Raw genomic sequence first — 19,838 nt, forward strand, 5'->3', positions numbered from 1 at the left:
AAAATTCCCCCTAAAATTAAGCTTTCAATAATTTTCCTTTTTTATTGTACAATTCTGGTTGTCCTTCATTATCTACAACCGCCTTTGTTACAACCACTTTAGAGACTTCTTCTCTACTTGGAATTTCAAACATTAAATCCATCATAACCGATTCAATAATCGAACGTAGTCCACGAGCTCCTGTTTTACGTTCAATCGCTTTAGCTGCAATGGCATCTAACGCTTCTTGATCAAACTCTAATTCAACTTCATCCATTAAGAATAGTTTTTGATATTGTTTCACTAATGCATTTTTAGGTTCTGTTAAAATAGATACTAAATCTTTTTGTTCTAATTTTTCTAATGCTGCAATAATTGGTAATCGTCCAATAAATTCAGGAATTAATCCAAATTTTTGTAAATCTTCTGGAATAATCATTTGCATTAAACTTTCATGTTCGCTAAAGTTTTTATTTGAAGAACCAAATCCAATGACTTTAGCTCCAAGTCTCTCTTTAACGATTGTTTCAATTCCATCAAAAGCTCCACCAACAATGAATAAAATATCCGTTGTATCGATTTGAATTAATTCTTGTTGCGGATGCTTGCGTCCACCTTGAGGAGGAACAGATGCAACAGTTCCTTCTAAAATTTTTAATAGCGCTTGTTGTACACCTTCACCACTTACATCACGAGTAATGGATACATTTTCACTTTTACGAGCGATTTTATCAATTTCATCAATGTAAATGATTCCTTTTTGTGCACGTTCTACATCATAATCAGTTGCTTGAAGAAGTTTAAGTAAAATATTTTCCACATCTTCCCCAACATATCCTGCTTCTGTTAATGTTGTTGCATCTGCAATTGCAAACGGAACATTTAATAAGCGAGCTAATGATTGAGCTAAGTAAGTTTTACCTGAACCAGTTGGTCCAATTAAACAAATATTACTCTTTTGTAACTCCACTCCATCGTCTTCTACTAAATGATTAATTCGTTTATAGTGATTATAAACAGCAACTGCAAGTGCTTTTTTGGCATTTTCTTGTCCAATTACATAATCATTTAAAATTTCACGAATTTCTTGTGGTTTTGGAACTGTAATTTCTCCTTCAAAAAACTGTGTTAATAATTCTTCATCAATAATTTCCTTACATAAATCTACACATTCATTACAAATAAAAACATCTGGTCCAGCGATGATTTTTTTTACTTGATCTTGTGACTTCCCACAAAATGAACAACAGACATGTTTTGGTTCATCTTTATACAACTAAGAACCCTCCATTTCATTTTTGACACTATATATAGTAGATTAGCATATCTAACTTATTTGAACAAGGAAAGTCCATTATGTAATAGATATTTTCCAAAAAAAAGAACAATCCTGTTTCCAAGATTGTTCTTCAATAGTTTACAAATTAAGCTTCTACTGCAGAATCAGTAATTAAAGCTAATGCTTTCTTCATTGAAATATCGTTTTTCAACATTTCAACTGAAACAGCTGAACGAACAGCTCCTTCTTCCATACCATATTGAGCAGCTAATTCTTTCACTTCTGCATCAACATCAGCATCTGTTACTTCAATGTTTTCATCTTTAACGATTTGTTCTAATACTAAGTTAGTTTTAGTACGAACATCAGCATCTTTTTCCATCATATGGTGTAAATCAGCTTCAGTTGTACCTGTGATTTGGTAGTACATTTCTGGTGTAATACCGTTACGACGCATGTCGTTTAAGTAGTGTTGCATTTGACGGTGTACTTCTTCGTGAACCATTTCAGCTGGTAATTCAACGATTTCAGCATTTTCAACTGCTTGACGTAATGCTAAGTCAGCTACAGCTTCGTCAGCTGCTTCAGCTTTAGCTTCTTCTAATTCTTTACGGAATTTTTCTTTTAATTCTGCTAATGTTTCAACTGAATCATCAACGTCTTTAGCAAATTCATCTGTTAATTCTGGTAATTCTTTTGTTTTAACTTCGTGAACTGTTACTTTGAATACAGCATCTTGACCTTTTAAGTTTTCTGCATGATATTCTTCTGGGAATGTAACTTTAACTTCAACGTTGTCGCCTTCTTTAGCGCCTACTAATTGATCTTCGAATCCAGGAATGAATGAACCTGAACCTAATTCTAATGAGTAGTTTTCACCTTTTCCACCTTCAAAAGCTTCTTCACCTAAGAAACCTTCAAAGTCGATTACAACTGTATCTGCTAATTCAGCAGCACCTTCTTTAACAACTAACTCAGCTGATTTAGCTTGTTCTTGTAATAAACGATCTTCTACATCTTGTTCAGAAACTGTACGATCTTGTTTTTCAACAGTTAATCCTTTGTATTCACCTAATTTAACTTCAGGTTTAACAATTACAGTTGCTTTGATCACCCATGGTTGACCTTTTTCTAATGATTCGATATCAATTTTTGGTTGAGTTACTGGGAAAATACCTGTTTCTTCTACTGCATTGTCATATGCATCAGGTAATAAGAAGTTTAATGCATCTTGATATAATGCTTCTTCACCATACATTTTGTTGAAGACTTGACGACTTACTTTACCTTTACGGAAACCAGGAACGTTTAAGTTCTTTTTCACACGGTTAAAAGCAACTTCTAAACCTTGTTTAATTGATTCTTCTGAAATTTCAAATGTTAACACAACTTCATTTGTGTTGATTTTTTCAAATTTTGCTGTCATAGCTTTCCTCCAAAAAATTCTTACTTCATCAAATTTAATTGATGAGCGTTTTACATACTCATTTATTTTACAACACCTTTGTAAAATTGTAAAATATTTCTGATAATTTTTTTGAATTATTCTTTAAAATTTTCATTTAGAAATCAAATTGTAATCTAGTTGTTGTGATTCTTAACAATAATTTTAGCTTTTACACTAAAATCAATGGTATAATAGATAGAGATTAGGGGTGATATTATGATTCAATACCCAAAGGGACAGCAGAGAGTCTCCTCTCCTCAAACTTCTACTGTTTCATATGGTAGTCGTGGAATGTTCTTAGAAACTTTATTGAATCAAACAAACGATTATTATCGATTAAGAAAAATAGCTGTTATTCATAAAAAGCCCACTCCAGTACAAGTCGTTAAAGTGGATTATCCTAAGCGAAGTGCTGCTGTTATCAAAGAAGCTTATTATCGACATGCTTCTACAACTGACTATAATGGAGTTTACCGTGGATGCTATATTGATTTCGAAGCGAAAGAAACAAAAAATAAAACTTCGTTTCCATTTATAAACATACATGAGCATCAATTACAGCATATGGAAGATTGTATTTTTCAAGGTGGAATTGTATTTATTATCTTTTATTTTTCTTCCTTAAATGAATTTTATTTATTAGAAAGTCAATACTTAATTTCATTTATAAAGGAAAACAAAGACGGGAAAAAGTCTATACCATTATCTTATATACGAGAGAATGGTATGCAAATCCCTCTAACGGTACAGTCTATTTTAGATTATATTCCAGTAGTTGATAAACTTATTGATAAAATTTAGGAGGTTTTCTATGCCAGAAACACGCCAAACAAGACGTAGTCAAACAAATAAAAAGACTACAAAAGGAAAGAAGAAATCTATTTTAAAGAGAATCCTCATTACTTTATTTTCAATTTTTGTAATTGGATTCACTATTTTAACGGGATTATTCTTCTACTATGGTTTTACTGCACCTGAGATTACAGCTGCAGACTTACAAGGAGCAACTGAAACTCAAATTCTCGATATGAATCAAGAGTTGATTACAAAACTTGGTGGAGAAAATCGAGATTTAATTGAACCAGAAGAAGTTCCACAAGGATTAAAAGATGCCATTACTTCAATTGAAGATAAGCGTTACTATTCCCACTTAGGAATTGATCCAATTCGTATTGTTGGTTCTTTTATTCGTAACTTACGTGCAGGACATATTACTCAGGGTGGTAGTACAATTACTCAACAATTAATTAAACTATCTGTTTTCTCTACTAAAAAAGAAGACCAAACTTACAAACGTAAAATTCAAGAAATTTTATTAGCTTTACAAATTGAACGACAATTTTCAAAAGAACAAATTTTGACATACTATTTAAACAAAGTTTATATGGCTAATAATACTTATGGATTTGGTACTGCTGCCAATTACTACTTTGGAAAAGAATTGAAAGAATTAACAATTCCGCAATTAGCATTACTCGCTGGAATGCCACAAGCTCCAAGTTCATATGATCCATATGCTCATCCAGAACAAGCTCAAGAACGTCGTGATATTGTATTACAATCTATGAAAGATAATGGCAAATTAACAGACGCTCAATTACAAGAAGCAAAAGCAACTCCGATAACTGAAGGCCTAATTGCCGAACATGAGCAAGTATCAACAGATGATAATCGTTTAATCTTTGACTCATTTTTAACAATGGTAGCCGATGAAGTAAAAGAAAAAACTGGCTTAGATGTTTATTCAGATGGATTAACGATTGAAACAACTGTAAATTCTCATGCTCAAAATCGTTTATATGAAATTTTAAACACTAATAGATATGTTCAATATGTAGATGACAAAGTTCAAAATGCTGTTGTTATGTTAGATTCTACTACCGGTGCGGTAAGAGCTATCAATGGCGGACGCAAACAAACTAATTTATTAGCTTATAATCGTGCCATTCAAAATGATAGAAGTACGGGTTCATCGATTAAACCAATTATGGATTATGGCCCAGCTATTGAATACTTAAACTATTCTACTGGTCAAACCATGGTTGATAAACCTACAAAATATTCTAGCGGTTTTGAATTAAATAACTGGGATAATCAATATATGGGAACAATGACAATGCGCAGAGCTTTAGTATTGTCTCGTAATACTCCTGCCTATCAAACTTTTAAAGCAGTTGGAAATGATAATGTTCAAGCTTTCCTTAAAAAATTAGATTTATCTGTTATGAATGACGGAAAAGAATCATTAGTAGAAAGTAATGCGATTGGAGCAAACTTATCCCCATTAAAAATGGCAGCAGCTTACACTGCTTTTGCTAACTATGGTACTTATTCAAAACCATATACTGTTACAAAAATTACGACAAGAGATGGTCAAGTTTTACAATTTAAACCTGAACAACATCAAGCGATGAAAGACTCTACAGCATATATGATTACAAATATGCTAAAAGATACATTTACTTATGGATTTGCAAATGACTTACAAATGGGAAATCTTCCTCATGCTGCTAAAACTGGTTCATCGAACTATACACCGGAACAAAAACGTGCAATGGGAGCAAGTGAAGCAGATAATATTATTCCTGATTCATGGTTCATCGGCTACTCTCCTGCCTACACCATTTCAATATGGACTGGATATGATAACCCTTATACAGCAGGAAGTGGATTAACATTAACAGAACAAGCTTATTCTAAATGGATTTATGGTCACTTAATGAATTATGCTATGAAGCAAACTCCTGTTAAAGATTGGGAACAACCTTCTAGTGTTGTATCTTCACCAATTATTGTTGGTTCAAACCCATTAGCATTAGCTGGACCAAACACTCCTTCTGATCGAGTAAGTACAGAATTATTTGTAAAAGGAGCTTTACCAGCACATCAACAAGTTGTTGAAGAAAAAATTGCTCCACCATCAGGATTAAACGTAAGTTATGATGCTGCTAAGAAAGAAGTTACAGTAACTTGGAATGCAGTAAAATCTGATGGAGATAAACCAAGTTATACCATCAGTGTTGGTGGTCAAACACAAACAGTTGACAAGACAAGTGCAACCTTTAAAAATATTACAGGTGAATCTGTTCAAATTAGTTTATCTGTCTCTATTAAAGGTAAAACATCAGATCCAGTAACTCATGAGTTGAAATTAGGTACTAAAGCCGAGGAAAAACAAGAAACAAGTACTACAACTAATCAACAAAAACCTCAGCAACAACAGCCGCCACAGCAAAATGGGCAAACAACTCAAGTACCTGCAAGAAATGAAGTAACAACACAGGCAACTGAACAAAATAATTAATTATGAACCCTTCTCAGTCACGAGAAGGGTAAAAAAACACGCTAGAAAAATCTAGCGTGTTTTCATTATTTAGCATATTCTACAGCTCTTGTTTCACGAATAACTGTAACCTTAATATGTCCTGGATATTGTAGTTCTTCTTCAATTTGTTTACGAATTTCACGTGCTAATAAAATTGAACTTGCATCATCAATTTTCTCTGGATGAACCATAACACGGATTTCACGACCCGCTTGAATGGCAAAGCTACGTTCCACACCTTCGTGTTCATTAGCAATAGCTTCTAATCGTTCTAAACGACGAATGTAGTTTTCCAAGGATTCACTACGTGCTCCTGGTCTTGCAGCTGATAAAGCATCTGCTGCTGCTACTAATATCGCAATTGTCGAGGTTGCTTCCACATCTCCATGGTGAGATGCAATTGCATTAACCACAATTTTGTTTTCTTTATATTTTTGAGCAATTTCCGCACCAATTTCAACGTGGGAACCTTCAATTTCATGATCTAATGCTTTTCCTAAATCATGTAATAAACCAGCTCTTTTTGCTAGATTTACATCTTCACCAAGCTCACCTGCCATAATACCGGCAAGTTTGGCAACTTCAATACTATGATTTAAAACATTTTGTCCATAACTTGTACGGAAATATAAACGACCTAAAATTTTAATTAAGTCTGGATGTAATGAATGAATACCAACTTCAAATGTTGCTTGTTCCCCAATTGAACGAATTCTTTCATCCATTTCCTTACGAGATTTTTCGACCATTTCTTCAATTCTTGCAGGATGAATACGTCCATCTGCAATTAATTTTTCTAAGGTCATTTTAGCAATTTCTCTACGAATTGGATCAAATCCACTTAACACTACAGCTTCAGGTGTTTCATCAATAATTAAATCAATACCTGTTAATGATTCTAAAGTACGAATATTTCTTCCTTCACGTCCGATAATTCGACCTTTCATCTCGTCATTTGGTAATGTCATAACTGTCACAGTATTTTCAGCAACTAAGTCAGCTGCTGAGCGTTGAATTGCTTGTAAAATAATACTTTTAGCAGCTCTATCTGACTCGTCTTTAGCACGTTGTTCAGATTCTTTTACCATTACTGCACGTTCGTGACTTAATTCCTCACGTGTTTCTTGCATAATAATTTGTTGCGCTTCTTCTCTACTAATGGTTGAAATTCGTTCCAATTCAGCTTTTTGTTCAGATAATACAGAGTCAATTTGTTCTTCTTTTTCCGTCATGACTTGTGCTCTCTCTTGAAGTTTATTTTCTTTATCTTCAATAGATTGTTCACGTTTTTCAAGAACTTCATCTTTACGATCAAGATTTTGTTCTCTTTGAATTATCCTTTTTTCTTGAAGTAAAACTTCATTTCTTCTTTCTTTTAACTCATTTTCAACTTCAGTACGATATTTATGATTTTCTTCTTTAGCTTCTAATAATACTTCCTTTTTTAATCGGTCAGCATCTTTTTTTGCATCTTCTAAAATCATTTCAGCCGATTCACGAGCAGCTACAACTTTTTTCTCATAATTGGATTTGAAAACAAAATATCCAGCAACAATTCCGATTACTAAAGTTAAGATCGCGAGGCCTCCAGTTAATAGTTCTGAGTTCATTGAGTCACCTCCGTCTCATTTTTAATTTTTCAAAATTAATTGCATAAACAATCGTTGGATAGAATAATCCAACTCAATAACCATTGTATTATTCTATCCAACTAAAGTCAACTATAAGTCTTTATTTATTTAATGAAGTAAGAAATTTTTTAGAAGATTCATTTAGTTCTTCAGACATTTGATGAACTTCTTCTAAAGATTTCACAACAGCACCAGACGCTAGCGGATGTCCTCCACCTCCATGGTTAGCTGCAATTTCATTTACGATTGGTCCTTTTGAACGTAAATTACAACGATATGTACCATCTGGTTGCTCTACGAACAGACACCAGCAATGTACACCTTCAACTGTACTAGGTAATGAAATAACCCCATGTGTTTGATGTTCTTCTACTCCAAACTCTTTTAATTGTTCTTGGCTTAAAATGGTAATCGCTACTCCATTTTCAGAAATTTCCATATTTTGGTAAATATAACCTGCTAAACGACTGACTGAAACAGGATTCGTAATCATATGATAAGCAATTTCTGAAATTTTCACTGGAAATTCTAATAATTTAGACACCATTTCGAAAGTCACCGTTGTTGTTGCTGGATATAAGAAACGTCCTGTATCCCCTACAATTCCTGCATATAATGCATTTGCAACTTCTTCGTTTACTTTCCAAGGCGAGTTTTCATTAAATACAAACTGACATAAAATTTCACTTGTACTACTTGCAGTTGTATCTACATAAGAAATCTTTCCATAAACATCTCTATCAGGATGATGGTCGATTTTAATCACCTCTGATGGATTTACTTCATATGGTGAATCAATACGAGGCGTATTCGCTGTATCGTTCACAATAATTAATGAAGCATCGAAAACTTCTTGAGAAATTGTATCCATTGTACCAATATATGCTAAGTCATCATTCATTTCTCCTAAAGCATATACTGTTTTATTTGGGTAAGTTGCTTCGATAATTTTTTTCAATCCAATTTGAGAACCGATGGCATCTGGATCTGGCAACTCATGTCGTAAAATAACGATTGAGTCTGCTTTTTGAATTTCTTTATCAATAGCTAATAAGTATTCTTGTTTATTCATCTTTTATATTAATTCCTTTCCATTAACTGACTAGACATTACTGCTTTTGCTACGATTGTATTTTCTAAATACACTGAAATATCTAATTTTGTTATTTTTCTTCCATTATCTAATGACTGAATTTGTAAAATAATTTCACTATCAATTGGAATCATTTTTAAATAATGTAAATCTAATTGCTCAATAACTGCATTTCTTCTTTGACTACGAGAAATAAATTCTTTTGATGCTACACTGACTACTTCACAAAGAACTCCGAAAGATAACATTCCTAAATTATTTGTCATTTGTGGAGTGACCATAAATTGGAATTTGGATTGTTGCGTATCCATCTCTAACACATTTAAACTTTCAGCAACATCATCTTCAAATGTATTTCCTACTTGTGGTTGACGTTGAGCTAATTGCATAGCTTTCATCACATCTTGTCTGGAAATAATCCCTAACAATTCCATATTATCTTGTACAACTGGTAACATTTCTAAGCCATTCCATATCATAGAATGAGCAACACTGGCTACACTAGCATGTAATTTAGTGACACTTGGATTTTTTGTCATCACTCTTTCAATAACAAGATGATCACTTTTACCAATAACATCTTTTGCAGTTACAACTCCCACAAGGCGATTGGAATGATTAATTACAGGGAATCTAGAATTTTCAGTTTGTTGATTCATTTTTCGATAATCTTCTACTGTATCATCAATCATTAAATAATGAGTATGAGAAAAATCTGTATAAATATCTGATACAATCATGATTTTTTTCTTAATTAATTGATCAGTCATTGCACGGTTAATAAGTGATGCCACTGTAAAAGTATCGTAAGTTGTACCAATAACAGGGATTGCTAATTCATCAGCTCTTCGAATTAATTCTTCTGAAGCTGTAAATCCTCCTGTAATTAATACAGCTGCACCCTGTTCTAAAGCTAATAACTGAGCCTCTTTACGATTTCCAATAATGACTAATGATTCTGGATGAATATAACGACTCATCGCATCTTCTGTCATCGCTCCGATAACAAAGCGGTTTAAAATTTTATCTAAACCTTTAGAGCCTCCATAAACTTCCCCTTCAATAATTTTAACAATTTCACCGAATGAAAGTTTCTCAAAATTATCTTTTGATTTACGCTCAATTCGAATGGTTCCAACTCGTTCAATCGTTGAAACAACTCCAAGATTTTCAGCAGCCTTTATAGCTCGATATGCTGTCCCTTCACTTAATTGCATATTTTTAGCAATTGTACGAACAGAAATCTTTTCGCCAACTGGTAATGATTCAATGTATTCAATAATTCGTTGATGTTTGGTTGACATATTTTTCCCTCCAAATCAGCATTTATTTCATGCATTGTTTAAGATTCATGTATCGTAGGGATAATTTCTCCATGTGGACAATGAGTTGGATCATCCAGAAAATCCACTAATCGATCAATTAACTCCGGCGAAGAAGCATGTTCTAAAACCTCTGCCTGTGCATGAACTTCATCTGGTGAAAAACCTAATGACTGTACTAAAAATACTTCCCATATTTTATGAGTACGAATTAAGCGTTCAGCAAATAAAATCCCTTTTTCTGTCAGTCTAGCTCCTTTATAACGTACATAATCTACATAATCTTCTGCGACTAACTTATTCAACATTTCTGTTGTAGATGCTGCAGATATTTGAAGCATATTAGTGATTGACTTATTAGAAACTACTTCATAATTGCCACCTAATTTATAAATTGCTTTAATATAATCCTCTTTATTAGGGGTCATATTGTTTCCTCCTTTAAACCTCACTAACAACACATTAAAAGTTAAATCTAACAACCTTTAATTTTCTTCAATAGTATACCATAAATCTGTATTAAAATAAACTGAACATCTGTATTAGTTTTTACTCAAACAGTAAAATTTTATATATAAAAAAAGCGTAATAGTCAAAAGACTACTACGCTTTTTCAAATTCTATATGATTATTTTAAACGTCCTGGACGAGCTGCGTAACCATAGTATGCATCTGCAAGAATTTCTTCCATGTGAGCAACCATTGGTAAACGAGGGTTTGCTGGTGAACATTGATCTTCATATGCTAATAATGCGATTTCGTGGATTGTTTCTTTCCATTCTTTTTCATCTACACCTTGAGCTTTGAAGTTCATTTCAATTCCTACACGTTCTCCTAATTCATAAACAGCTTTTGCTAATGCATCTACTGCTTCTTCAGGAGTTGATGAAGGTAATCCTAACATTCTAGCAATGTCTTGGAATTTTTCATCAGCACGGTAGTAGTTGTATTTAGGCCATGTAGAAGTTTTAGCTGGGCGTGTACCATTGTAACGGATAACATATGGAAGTAAGATTGCATTTGTACGTCCGTGTACTGTATGGAAGAATCCACCAATTTTGTGAGCCATTGAGTGAGACATTCCAAGGAATGCATTGGCAAATGCCATACCAGCCATTGTAGAAGCATTATGCATTTTTTCTCTTGAAACGAAGTCTCCGTTTTTAACTGAACTTTCTAAGTTTTCAAATACTAATTTGATTGCTTGTAATGCTAAACCATCAGTATAGTCATTCGCTAATGTTGAAGTATATGCTTCAACTGCGTGAGTTAACACGTCCATACCTGTGTCTGCAGTAACAAATCCTGGAACAGTCATTACTAAAGCTGGGTCAACAATCGCAATTGTTGGAGTTAATGAGTAGTCTGCTAAAGGATATTTACGGTTATTTGCTTTATCAGAAATAACGGCAAATGGAGTTACTTCAGAACCTGTACCTGAAGTTGTTGGGATACCAACATATTTAGCTTTTTCACCTAATTCAGGGAATTTGAATGCACGTTTACGAATATCCATGAATTTTTGAACTAAATCACGGAAGTCAATTTGAGGTTGTTCGTAGAACATCCACATTACTTTAGCAGCATCCATTACTGAACCACCACCAAGAGCCACGATTGTATCTGGTTCGAATGATTTCATAATTTCTGCACCACGGTTAACGGTTGTAATATCTGGGTCTGGTTCAACATCTGAGAATACTTCGTAAATAACTTTGTTAGGACGTAATTCTAATTGTTCAATCACACGTTGTAAGAATCCTAAGTTAACCATTTGTTGGTCTGTTACGATCATTACACGTTCAACATTTTTCATTTTTTGTAAGTATTGAATTGAATCACGTTCGAAATAGATTTTCGAAGGAACTTTAAACCATTGCATATTATTTCTACGTCTCCCTACTTTTTTGATATTTAATAGATTTACAACACTTACGTTATCCCCAACTGAGTTACGTCCGTAAGAACCGCAACCTAATGTTAGAGATGGAATGAAGGCATTGTAAACATCCCCGATACCACCAAATGTAGATGGAGCGTTCCAGATTACACGAATTGCACGAACAACACGTCCGAATTCTTTCGCTAATTCTGCATCATCTGTATGAATAGCTGCAGAGTGTCCTAAACCGTTAAATTCAACCATTTGTCTTGCTTTTTCAACACCATCTTCACGAGATTCAGATTTTAAAATTGCAAGAACTGGAGATAGTTTTTCACGAGTTAAAGGTTCTTTTTCCCCTACTTCACTACATTCTGCTGCTAAAATATTTGTTCCTTCTGGAACTGAGAATCCTGCTTGTTCTGCAATCCATGCAGCAGGTTTACCTACGATATTTGCGTTTAATTTAGCACCAGCACAGTTTTTGCTGTTTGCTTTAACTCCAAAGCAGAACTCTTCAAGTAATGCTTTTTCTTTTTTAGATACAAAATAAGTATGATAGCTCTTTAATTCTGCTACAAATTCATCATAAATTTCTTTATCAATAATAGCTGCTTGTTCAGAAGCACAAACCATTCCGTTATCAAATGATTTACTCATTACGATATCATGAGCAGCTTGACGAATATTTGCTGATTTTTCAACATAAGCAGGTACGTTACCAGCACCTACCCCTAGAGCAGGTTTTCCGCAAGAATAAGCGGCTTTAACCATTGCGTTACCACCAGTAGCTAGGATAGTTGCAATTCCATCATGATTCATTAAAGCATTTGTAGCTTCGATAGATGGATGTTCAATCCATTGGATACAGTTTTCAGGCGCACCAGCTGCAATCGCTGCATCACGAACGATTTGTGCTGCATGAGCTGAACTCTTTTGAGCTGATGGGTGGAATGCGAATACGATTGGATTACGTGTTTTTAAAGCAATTAATGATTTGAAAATTGCTGTTGAAGTTGGGTTAGTTGTTGGTGTAATACCACATACAACCCCAACTGGTTCTGCGATTAATGTTAAACCTGTTACTTCGTCATCTTCAATAACTCCAACGGTTTTCGTATGACGCATATTATGAACTACGTGTTCACATGCAAATAAATTTTTAGTCGCTTTATCTTCAAATACTCCACGACCAGTTTCTTCGATAGCGTGTAATGCTAACACACCATGTTGATCAAGAGCTGCTACTGATGCTTTAGCTACAATATAGTCAACTTGTTCTTGATTGAGCAATCTGAATTGTTCTAAAGCTACAAGCCCTTTCTCCACTAATTCATTCACTTCTTTTTGAGAGTCTACTACTTTTTTCTCTTCAGTCACTGTGATTTCCTCCGTTGCTTGTTATTTTTATCACATAGTTATCATAACCTATTTCATCTATTTTGTAAATATATGAAAACGAATTTATTTAAAGAAAATATTTTCTTTTTGTTTGAAAATTTATTTTCATAAAAGCTCCTATATTCATTAAATTGAATAGAAAGAGGAGAAGCTTCTCCTCTCTATTCAAAATTTTATAATTGTACTTTTACATTATTTTCTTCAATTGTAAATTCTTTTGTAGCTAAATTTGCTACTAAACGAGCTTTTGTTTGTTTATCAGCACTTGATCGTACGATTTCAATCGTTGATTCGTCTGGAGTTGAAATTTCAATTTCACCTTCTAAATCAAATGCTTTTGAAGTATTTCTAAAACGTAATAATGATAATAGTTGTTTTACAACTGGACGCTCAACTTCTTTTTCAATTTCTTCTAATGTATAGTAATGACGATTAATATTACGTCCTTCTTTTGTTGCTTCAAGAAGTTCAATATCATTTTCACCAGCTAATAATCCTACATAATAAATTTGAGGGATACCCGGAGCAAAGCATTGTACAATTCTTGATAATAGATAACTTGCATCATCATTTCCAAGCGCACTATAGTATGTACTATTAATTTGGTAGATATCTAAGTTATTATATTTTTCACTAGAGTACACTTTCTTAACATTTGCTCCAACTTTATAAAGTTGTTCTGAAGTATAGTCTAATTCTTCATCTGTTAATAAATCTCTTGCATCTACAACACCAATTCCATCATGTGTATCTAATGTTGTAAATTGTTTCATTGGACTCATTTTTAACCAATTAGCTAGACGATTTGATTTTCCACTATAAAGTGAATATAAAACAACCATTGGCAATGCAAAATCGTAAACAAAATAATCATGATCCGCAATTTTCATTTGAATAGAATAATGTTCATGGATTTCAGGTAACAATTCTACTTGATATTTTGCAGCTTCAGCTCTTACTTCATCTAATAAATCCCAAATTTCTGGCTCTACAAAGAAATCATTTGTATCTAATTTTTTCACAGCATATGCAAAAGCATCTAAACGAATTAATGAACATCCATGACTAGCCATATCTTTAATCGTTTCACGAATAAATTCTTTTACAATTTCTTTTTTGACATCTAAATCAATTTGTTCCTCACCAAATGTATTCCATACTTCTTCTGTTGTTCCATCTTCAAAATGTACTGTTTGGAAAGGCGCTTTATCTTTTCTCTTATAGATTAAATCGATATCCTCTTGTGTTGGACGTCCCGGAGGGAAAAATTCATGGACACGAATAAACATATCTTTATATGGTGAATTTTCATGATTCTTTTTAAAATCTTGGAAAAATTTTGATTCACGAGAAATATGATTAATCATAAAATCAAACATTAAGTAATATTGCTCTCCTAATGCATCAACATCTTCCCAGCTACCTAAGTCTGGATCAACTGTCGTATAATCACTTGGTGCAAATCCTCTATCACCTGTTGAAGGGAAAAACGGAAGTAAGTGTACTCCTCCAATTGATTCTTTAAAGTGAGTTTCTAAAACAAATTTTAGATCCTTCATATTTTTTCCTAAGCTATCTGAATAAGTAATCAGCATTGCTTCATTTTTAATTTGCACATTTATCAACTCCTATTTCTACCAGTATTAAACCGGTTGCATAAGTTTATTTTACCAAATATTAAAACGTTTGCATACTAGTATTCTAAAATATTTTTTGCATGTTTTCTTACCCTCCTGTATACTAGATAAAGATTATTTTTGAAAGGATGTTACTATGTTTACTATTTATGAACATGAACCTTTACATTTATTTAAAAATTATGAAAAAGCTTCTATAGATTTTCCAAATACAAAAATATATTTAGATAAAGTATTATCGGCTTTCACTGAATTTGGTTTAGAAACAACCTACAAAGAAAGTTTATCATTAATACAAAAGCGTGCCTTCCAATTAGCAACTTTAGGAATTAAACCAAGAGAAAAAGTAATGGTTTATAAATCTTCTGCTGTGGATAGTTATTGGTTAGCTTGTGCTATTTCATATTTAGGAGCAATTCCTGTCATGACTTCTGCTCATCTTCCTGCTACCGTTATTGATACATTTTTCGACCGATTAGAAGATGCTTGGTTAATTTATGATGATGAAACAAAGGACAAACTTCATCTTTTAAATGAAAAAAATAAAGAGAAGGCTCTTTCTGTTAAAAAAATTCAAGAACAAATTGAAACTAAAACTCCTTTAATTACTCTTAATCCAAATGAAATTAGTTATATGACACATACTTCTGGAACAACAGGTATCCCTAAACTAATTGCACATTCTGCTAATAGTATGGGTTGGCGAACAGCTTTCCAAAAGAGTATTTTCTCAAAAATGGAAGAAAAAGACTTATTAGCATTCCATATTTCTCCGGTACATTCTCGTTTTAATATCGGAATGTCTTCTTTAATGAATTTAGGATTTCCGTATTTAGCCATTAAGGATCCTAGTATTAAAAATATTGAAACCTTACTACAACAATTCAAACCAATAGGGATTGAAACACATCCAAATAATTTTGTTCAATGGGCTACTCTTGCAAAAAAACGTCCAGAATTATTCGAAAACACTCGCTATTACCACTCTACATTTGATGCGATTAACAAGGAAACTATGGCTACTTTTCTAAAAACGAATCGTAAGAAGAATGGCATTTATTTACAAATTTACGGACAAAGTGAATGCGGTCCAGCAATCGTTCGTAAACACACATTAGAATCATTACCAGGTATAAATATCCGTAATATGGGAGTAGGATTCGAACATTTTACAAAGGCAAGAATTGCAACAAATGACGGGACACCTCTACCAACAAATACTCCAGGTAATATTCAACTATTTTCTAAAGGAAGAGCTCTAACATACTTTAAAGAAGATGCTCGTTTCCAAGAAAATGTATACGATGAATGGTGGGATACTGGTGACTTCGGAATGATGAATGATAACGGTGAATTACTACTACACGATCGTCAAGTAGACTTAGTAGAAACATTAGAAAGTACACTGGCTATAGAAGATTATTTACTAGACCATCTAGCTTTCCTAGAAGAAGTTGTAATTATTCGTGATAACCACGGTTATCCTCAGCCAATTGTAGCTATTGCTGATGGCGAACAATTCCAGGATGAATTATGGTTTAAAGCTATTGAAAACTTACCTCATTTAAATGAGCCAATAATTATGGAATATAAAAAAATCCCAAGAACAGCAACGATGAAAGTCCAAAGACGTGCATTAGAACAATTATTATTTAACAAATAAAATAACGCTTCACAACAAGAAACTCGACTTGTTGTAAAGCGTTTATTCTTTCAAAAATTTATTCAAATTCTCTCGCAAATCTCAACAGTTCTTTTACTGTTGAAGGTTCCATTTGCGCATGTCCTGCTGCAGTAGAAAAGACTAATTCAGCATGTGGTAATTTTTGTTTTAAATCATACGCCCCACTTGGACGACAATCTACATCATATCTACCATGAACAATTTTAATTGGAATTTCTTTTAAGCTATCAGCATGATTCAAAATATAATGATCATCTTCCACAAAACAATGATGATAGAAATAATGACATTCCATAATAGCAATCGCAAGCATATCTTCGTCTGATTCCTCACCAACATTTTCCCTAGGTAATAAGGTCACAATGCCGCCTTCCCATCTAGCCCATTGACGAGCAGCTTCTAATCGAATAGATGCATCGTCACTTGTTAATCGCTTATAATATGCAGTGACTAAATCATCTTGTTCTTCTACTGGAATATGATTTAAATAAGGTGCAAATTGATCTGGGAAGAAATCACTAGCTCCTTTTTGGTAAAGCCAATCAGTATCTTCTTGTCTACCTAAGAAAATCCCACGTAAAATCAATCCCATAACTCTCTCTGGATATTGAATCGCATAATGAAGGGATAAAGTCGTCCCCCAACTTCCTCCGAAAACAACCCATTGATCAATTTCTAACTTTTCACGGATTTTCTCCATATCCGAAACTAAATGTTGAGTTGTATTCTCCTCTAATGAAAGAAAAGGTAAACTTTTTCCACACCCACGTTGGTCAAATTGAATCATACGGTAAACATCTGGATTAAACAATTGACGTGTTACCGGACTTGAACCTCCGCCTGGTCCACCATGAACAATCACCACCGGCTTTCCATTAGGATTTCCTGATTCCGTTACATATATTTGATGTGTCGAAGAAACTTCCAAGTAAAACTCATTATACGATTCAATCGGTGGAAATAAAGTATCATTTCCCATTATTTCTCCCCCTCTTATAAGTGCGTTAATGCTACTCGAATACCTTCATCATAATTTGGTTCATCGGTCATTTCTTGAACAATTTCTTGATACACAATTGTTCCATTTTGGTCTAATACAAAAATCGAACGTTGGTCTACACTTAATTCAGGAACATAAATGCCATACGCTTCTCCAAATGTAAAATCAACATCGCATAACATTTCCATCGCAACATCATTTGCTGAACACCAGTTTTTAAATTCATCTTTGTTATTTTTACTAATCGTCACTAATTGAATACTTGAATGTTCCTTCATTTTTTTATGGAAAGCTTTTGTTTGAATATCGCAAACTCGAGTATTAATATCTGGAACAACACTCATTAATGTTACTCTTCCAGCAAATGATTCCGGAGTTTTAATTTCTCCATGAATACATTCTAATGAAAAGTGAGGAGCTTTTTCTCCTACTGTTGGTAATTCTCCTTTTAATTCATATGGATTATTGTGGCGTGTAATAAACATCATTCATTCTCCTTTTTTTATAATATTTTTTACAATCATTTTTAATTCTGGTAATACTTCTTCTTCAAACCATGGATTTTTCTTTATCCATCTAATATTTAAAGGAGAAGGATGTACGATTGGAAAGTATTTGGGTAAATAATCTCGAAAACTTCTTACCGTTTCCGTTAAATTTTCTTTTTTTGTGTCTTTTAAATAATAGTTTTGTGCATATGAGCCAACTAATAAAATGCACTCGACTTGTTTCAATAAAGGTAACACTAATGGATGCCATTTTGGAGCAAATCCTTTTCTAGGTGGTTTATCTCCACTTTTTCCTTTTCCTGGGTAATAGAAGTCCATTGGAACGACTGCAAATAAACCTGAATCATAAAATAAAGATTCATCAACACCTAGCCATTCCCTTAAACGATCTCCACTTTTATCCCAGAAAAATTTACGACTTTCTTGAGCTTTTAATCCAGGTGCTTGACCGATAATTAAAATCTTAGCCGTTTCCGGAATCCAAAATAATGGTTCAATTCCTTGCTTTGTATAGAATAGATTTTCTTCATCTTGCATAATTTGTTCTTTTAATTGTTCAAAAGACAACCTCATCATCTCCATTTTCAACTGTTCACTTTAACGATGAACAAACATAGCATCTCCAAAACTAAAGAAACGATAACGTTCTCTAATCGCATGATGATAAGCTTCTAATATAAAGTCACGCCCTAAATAGGCACTTACTAACATCACTAATGTCGATTTTGGAAGATGGAAGTTCGTAATAAAGGCATCCACTACTTTAAATTCATATCCTGGGGAAATAAAAATATCTGTCCATCCACTACTTGGAACAATTTCTCCATCATTAGCAGAACCTACTGTTTCTAATGTACGAATCGAAGTAGTACCTACTGCAATCACTCGTTTTCCATTTTTCTTCGTTTCTGCAATGACCTCTGCGGTTTCTTTTGAAATATGATAATATTCGGAATGCATTTTATGGTCTTCTAAATGATCAACAGAAACTGGTCTAAATGTTCCTAATCCAACATGTAAGGTAATTGGAACAATTTGAATCCCTTTTTGTTGAATTTTTTCCATTAATTCTTTTGTAAAATGTAAACCAGCTGTTGGTGCAGCTGCAGATCCATTTTCCTTTGCATAAACGGTTTGATAACGTTCTTGATCTTCTAATCGTTCTTTGATATACGGTGGTAATGGCATTTCACCTAGAGATTCTAAAATCTCTAAAAATACCCCATCATATTGAAACTCGATGATTCTTCCACCTTGTTCTAATTCTTCTGTCACAGTTGCTTTTAATCGTCCATCACCAAACGATACAACTGTTCCAACTTTCATTCTTTTGGCTGGTTTTACAAGAGTTTCCCAACAATCTCCATGCGTATTGTGCAATAGTAGTACTTCAATATGAGCGCCTGTTCCTTCTTTTTCGCCGTATAATCTCGCTGGTAATACTCGTGTATTATTGACGACTAATGTATCGCCTTCTTCTAAATAATCAATAATTTCAGAAAAATGTTTATCTTCTACACTATGTTCTGTTTTATTAACGACTAGTAATCTTGAAGAAGTACGATCTTTCAACGGTGTTTGAGCAATCAGTTCTTCTGGTAAATCAAAATCAAAATCTTGAGTTGTATAATTCATTCTTATTCCATCTT

General features: G+C 33.4%; 15 protein-coding genes. 3 read left to right on the plus strand and 12 right to left on the minus strand.

The window, feature by feature from the left end; genetic code table 11:
* Window positions 1-16: 16 nt before the first annotated feature.
* Window positions 17-1,255, minus strand: coding sequence for an ATP-dependent Clp protease ATP-binding subunit ClpX (clpX, locus tag RYK07_RS02340; protein WP_314852206.1), 1,239 nt, complete (start codon window positions 1,253-1,255; stop codon window positions 17-19).
* 148 nt (window positions 1,256-1,403) lie between these two features.
* Window positions 1,404-2,684, minus strand: coding sequence for a trigger factor (gene tig, locus RYK07_RS02345; protein ID WP_314852207.1), 1,281 nt, complete (start codon window positions 2,682-2,684; stop codon window positions 1,404-1,406).
* Between the two features lie 234 nt (window positions 2,685-2,918).
* On the opposite strand from tig, the gene recU reads away from it, so the two are divergent.
* On the plus strand, window positions 2,919-3,506 hold the full coding sequence (gene recU, locus RYK07_RS02350) for a Holliday junction resolvase RecU (RefSeq protein ID WP_399546267.1): 588 nt from the start codon (window positions 2,919-2,921) through the stop codon (window positions 3,504-3,506).
* 10 nt (window positions 3,507-3,516) lie between these two features.
* Entirely contained in the window at window positions 3,517-6,009 is a 2,493-nt protein-coding gene (locus RYK07_RS02355) for a PBP1A family penicillin-binding protein (RefSeq protein ID WP_314852209.1), read from the plus strand.
* Between the two features lie 65 nt (window positions 6,010-6,074).
* On the opposite strand, the gene rny is transcribed toward RYK07_RS02355, so the two are convergent.
* The 6 genes from rny to gtfA all read right to left on the minus strand — a co-directional run bounded on the left by rny (window position 6,075) and on the right by gtfA (window position 14,975).
* Window positions 6,075-7,640 (minus strand): ribonuclease Y, encoded by a 1,566-nt coding sequence (gene rny / locus RYK07_RS02360; RefSeq protein WP_314257083.1) that lies wholly within the window; start codon window positions 7,638-7,640, stop codon window positions 6,075-6,077.
* 121 nt (window positions 7,641-7,761) lie between these two features.
* Window positions 7,762-8,733 carry a bifunctional oligoribonuclease/PAP phosphatase NrnA gene (locus tag RYK07_RS02365; RefSeq protein WP_314257081.1) on the minus strand — a complete coding sequence of 324 codons (972 nt, stop codon included), beginning with the start codon at window positions 8,731-8,733 and terminating at the stop codon, window positions 7,762-7,764.
* 8 nt (window positions 8,734-8,741) lie between these two features.
* The gene (locus tag RYK07_RS02370) at window positions 8,742-10,058 is read right to left on the minus strand and encodes a DRTGG domain-containing protein (RefSeq protein ID WP_314257079.1); all 1,317 of its coding nucleotides are present in this window, start codon (window positions 10,056-10,058) and stop codon (window positions 8,742-8,744) included.
* Window positions 10,059-10,096: 38 nt separating this feature from the next.
* Window positions 10,097-10,504 carry a metal-dependent transcriptional regulator gene (locus tag RYK07_RS02375; RefSeq protein ID WP_314257077.1) on the minus strand — a complete coding sequence of 136 codons (408 nt, stop codon included), beginning with the start codon at window positions 10,502-10,504 and terminating at the stop codon, window positions 10,097-10,099.
* Window positions 10,505-10,704: 200 nt separating this feature from the next.
* On the minus strand, window positions 10,705-13,344 hold the full coding sequence (gene adhE, locus RYK07_RS02380; RefSeq protein WP_399546269.1) for a bifunctional acetaldehyde-CoA/alcohol dehydrogenase: 2,640 nt from the start codon (window positions 13,342-13,344) through the stop codon (window positions 10,705-10,707).
* A 188-nt stretch (window positions 13,345-13,532) separates the two neighbouring features.
* Entirely contained in the window at window positions 13,533-14,975 is a 1,443-nt protein-coding gene (gene gtfA, locus RYK07_RS02385; RefSeq protein ID WP_314852211.1) for a sucrose phosphorylase, read from the minus strand.
* Between the two features lie 157 nt (window positions 14,976-15,132).
* On the opposite strand from gtfA, the gene RYK07_RS02390 reads away from it, so the two are divergent.
* The gene (locus RYK07_RS02390; protein ID WP_314852212.1) at window positions 15,133-16,659 is read left to right on the plus strand and encodes an acyl-CoA synthetase; all 1,527 of its coding nucleotides are present in this window, start codon (window positions 15,133-15,135) and stop codon (window positions 16,657-16,659) included.
* A gap of 58 nt (window positions 16,660-16,717) precedes the next feature.
* On the opposite strand, the gene pip is transcribed toward RYK07_RS02390, so the two are convergent.
* From pip to queA, 4 genes are read right to left on the minus strand one after another with little or no spacing between them, the layout of a single operon-like run.
* Window positions 16,718-17,659: a prolyl aminopeptidase gene (gene pip, locus RYK07_RS02395; RefSeq protein ID WP_314852214.1), complete on the minus strand. Its 942-nt coding sequence runs from the start codon at window positions 17,657-17,659 to the stop codon at window positions 16,718-16,720.
* Window positions 17,660-17,673: 14 nt separating this feature from the next.
* Entirely contained in the window at window positions 17,674-18,168 is a 495-nt protein-coding gene (locus tag RYK07_RS02400; protein ID WP_314852215.1) for a peroxiredoxin, read from the minus strand.
* Complete coding sequence (locus RYK07_RS02405) at window positions 18,169-18,756, minus strand: uracil-DNA glycosylase family protein (protein ID WP_314852216.1); 588 nt, start codon at window positions 18,754-18,756, stop codon at window positions 18,169-18,171.
* A gap of 30 nt (window positions 18,757-18,786) precedes the next feature.
* Window positions 18,787-19,824 (minus strand): tRNA preQ1(34) S-adenosylmethionine ribosyltransferase-isomerase QueA, encoded by a 1,038-nt coding sequence (gene queA, locus RYK07_RS02410; RefSeq protein WP_314852217.1) that lies wholly within the window; start codon window positions 19,822-19,824, stop codon window positions 18,787-18,789.
* Window positions 19,825-19,838: the final 14 nt, after the last annotated feature.

The sequence above is a fragment of the uncultured Granulicatella sp. genome (assembly GCF_963528315.1).
In the GTDB taxonomy this organism is placed as follows: Bacteria; Bacillota; Bacilli; order Lactobacillales; family Aerococcaceae; genus Granulicatella.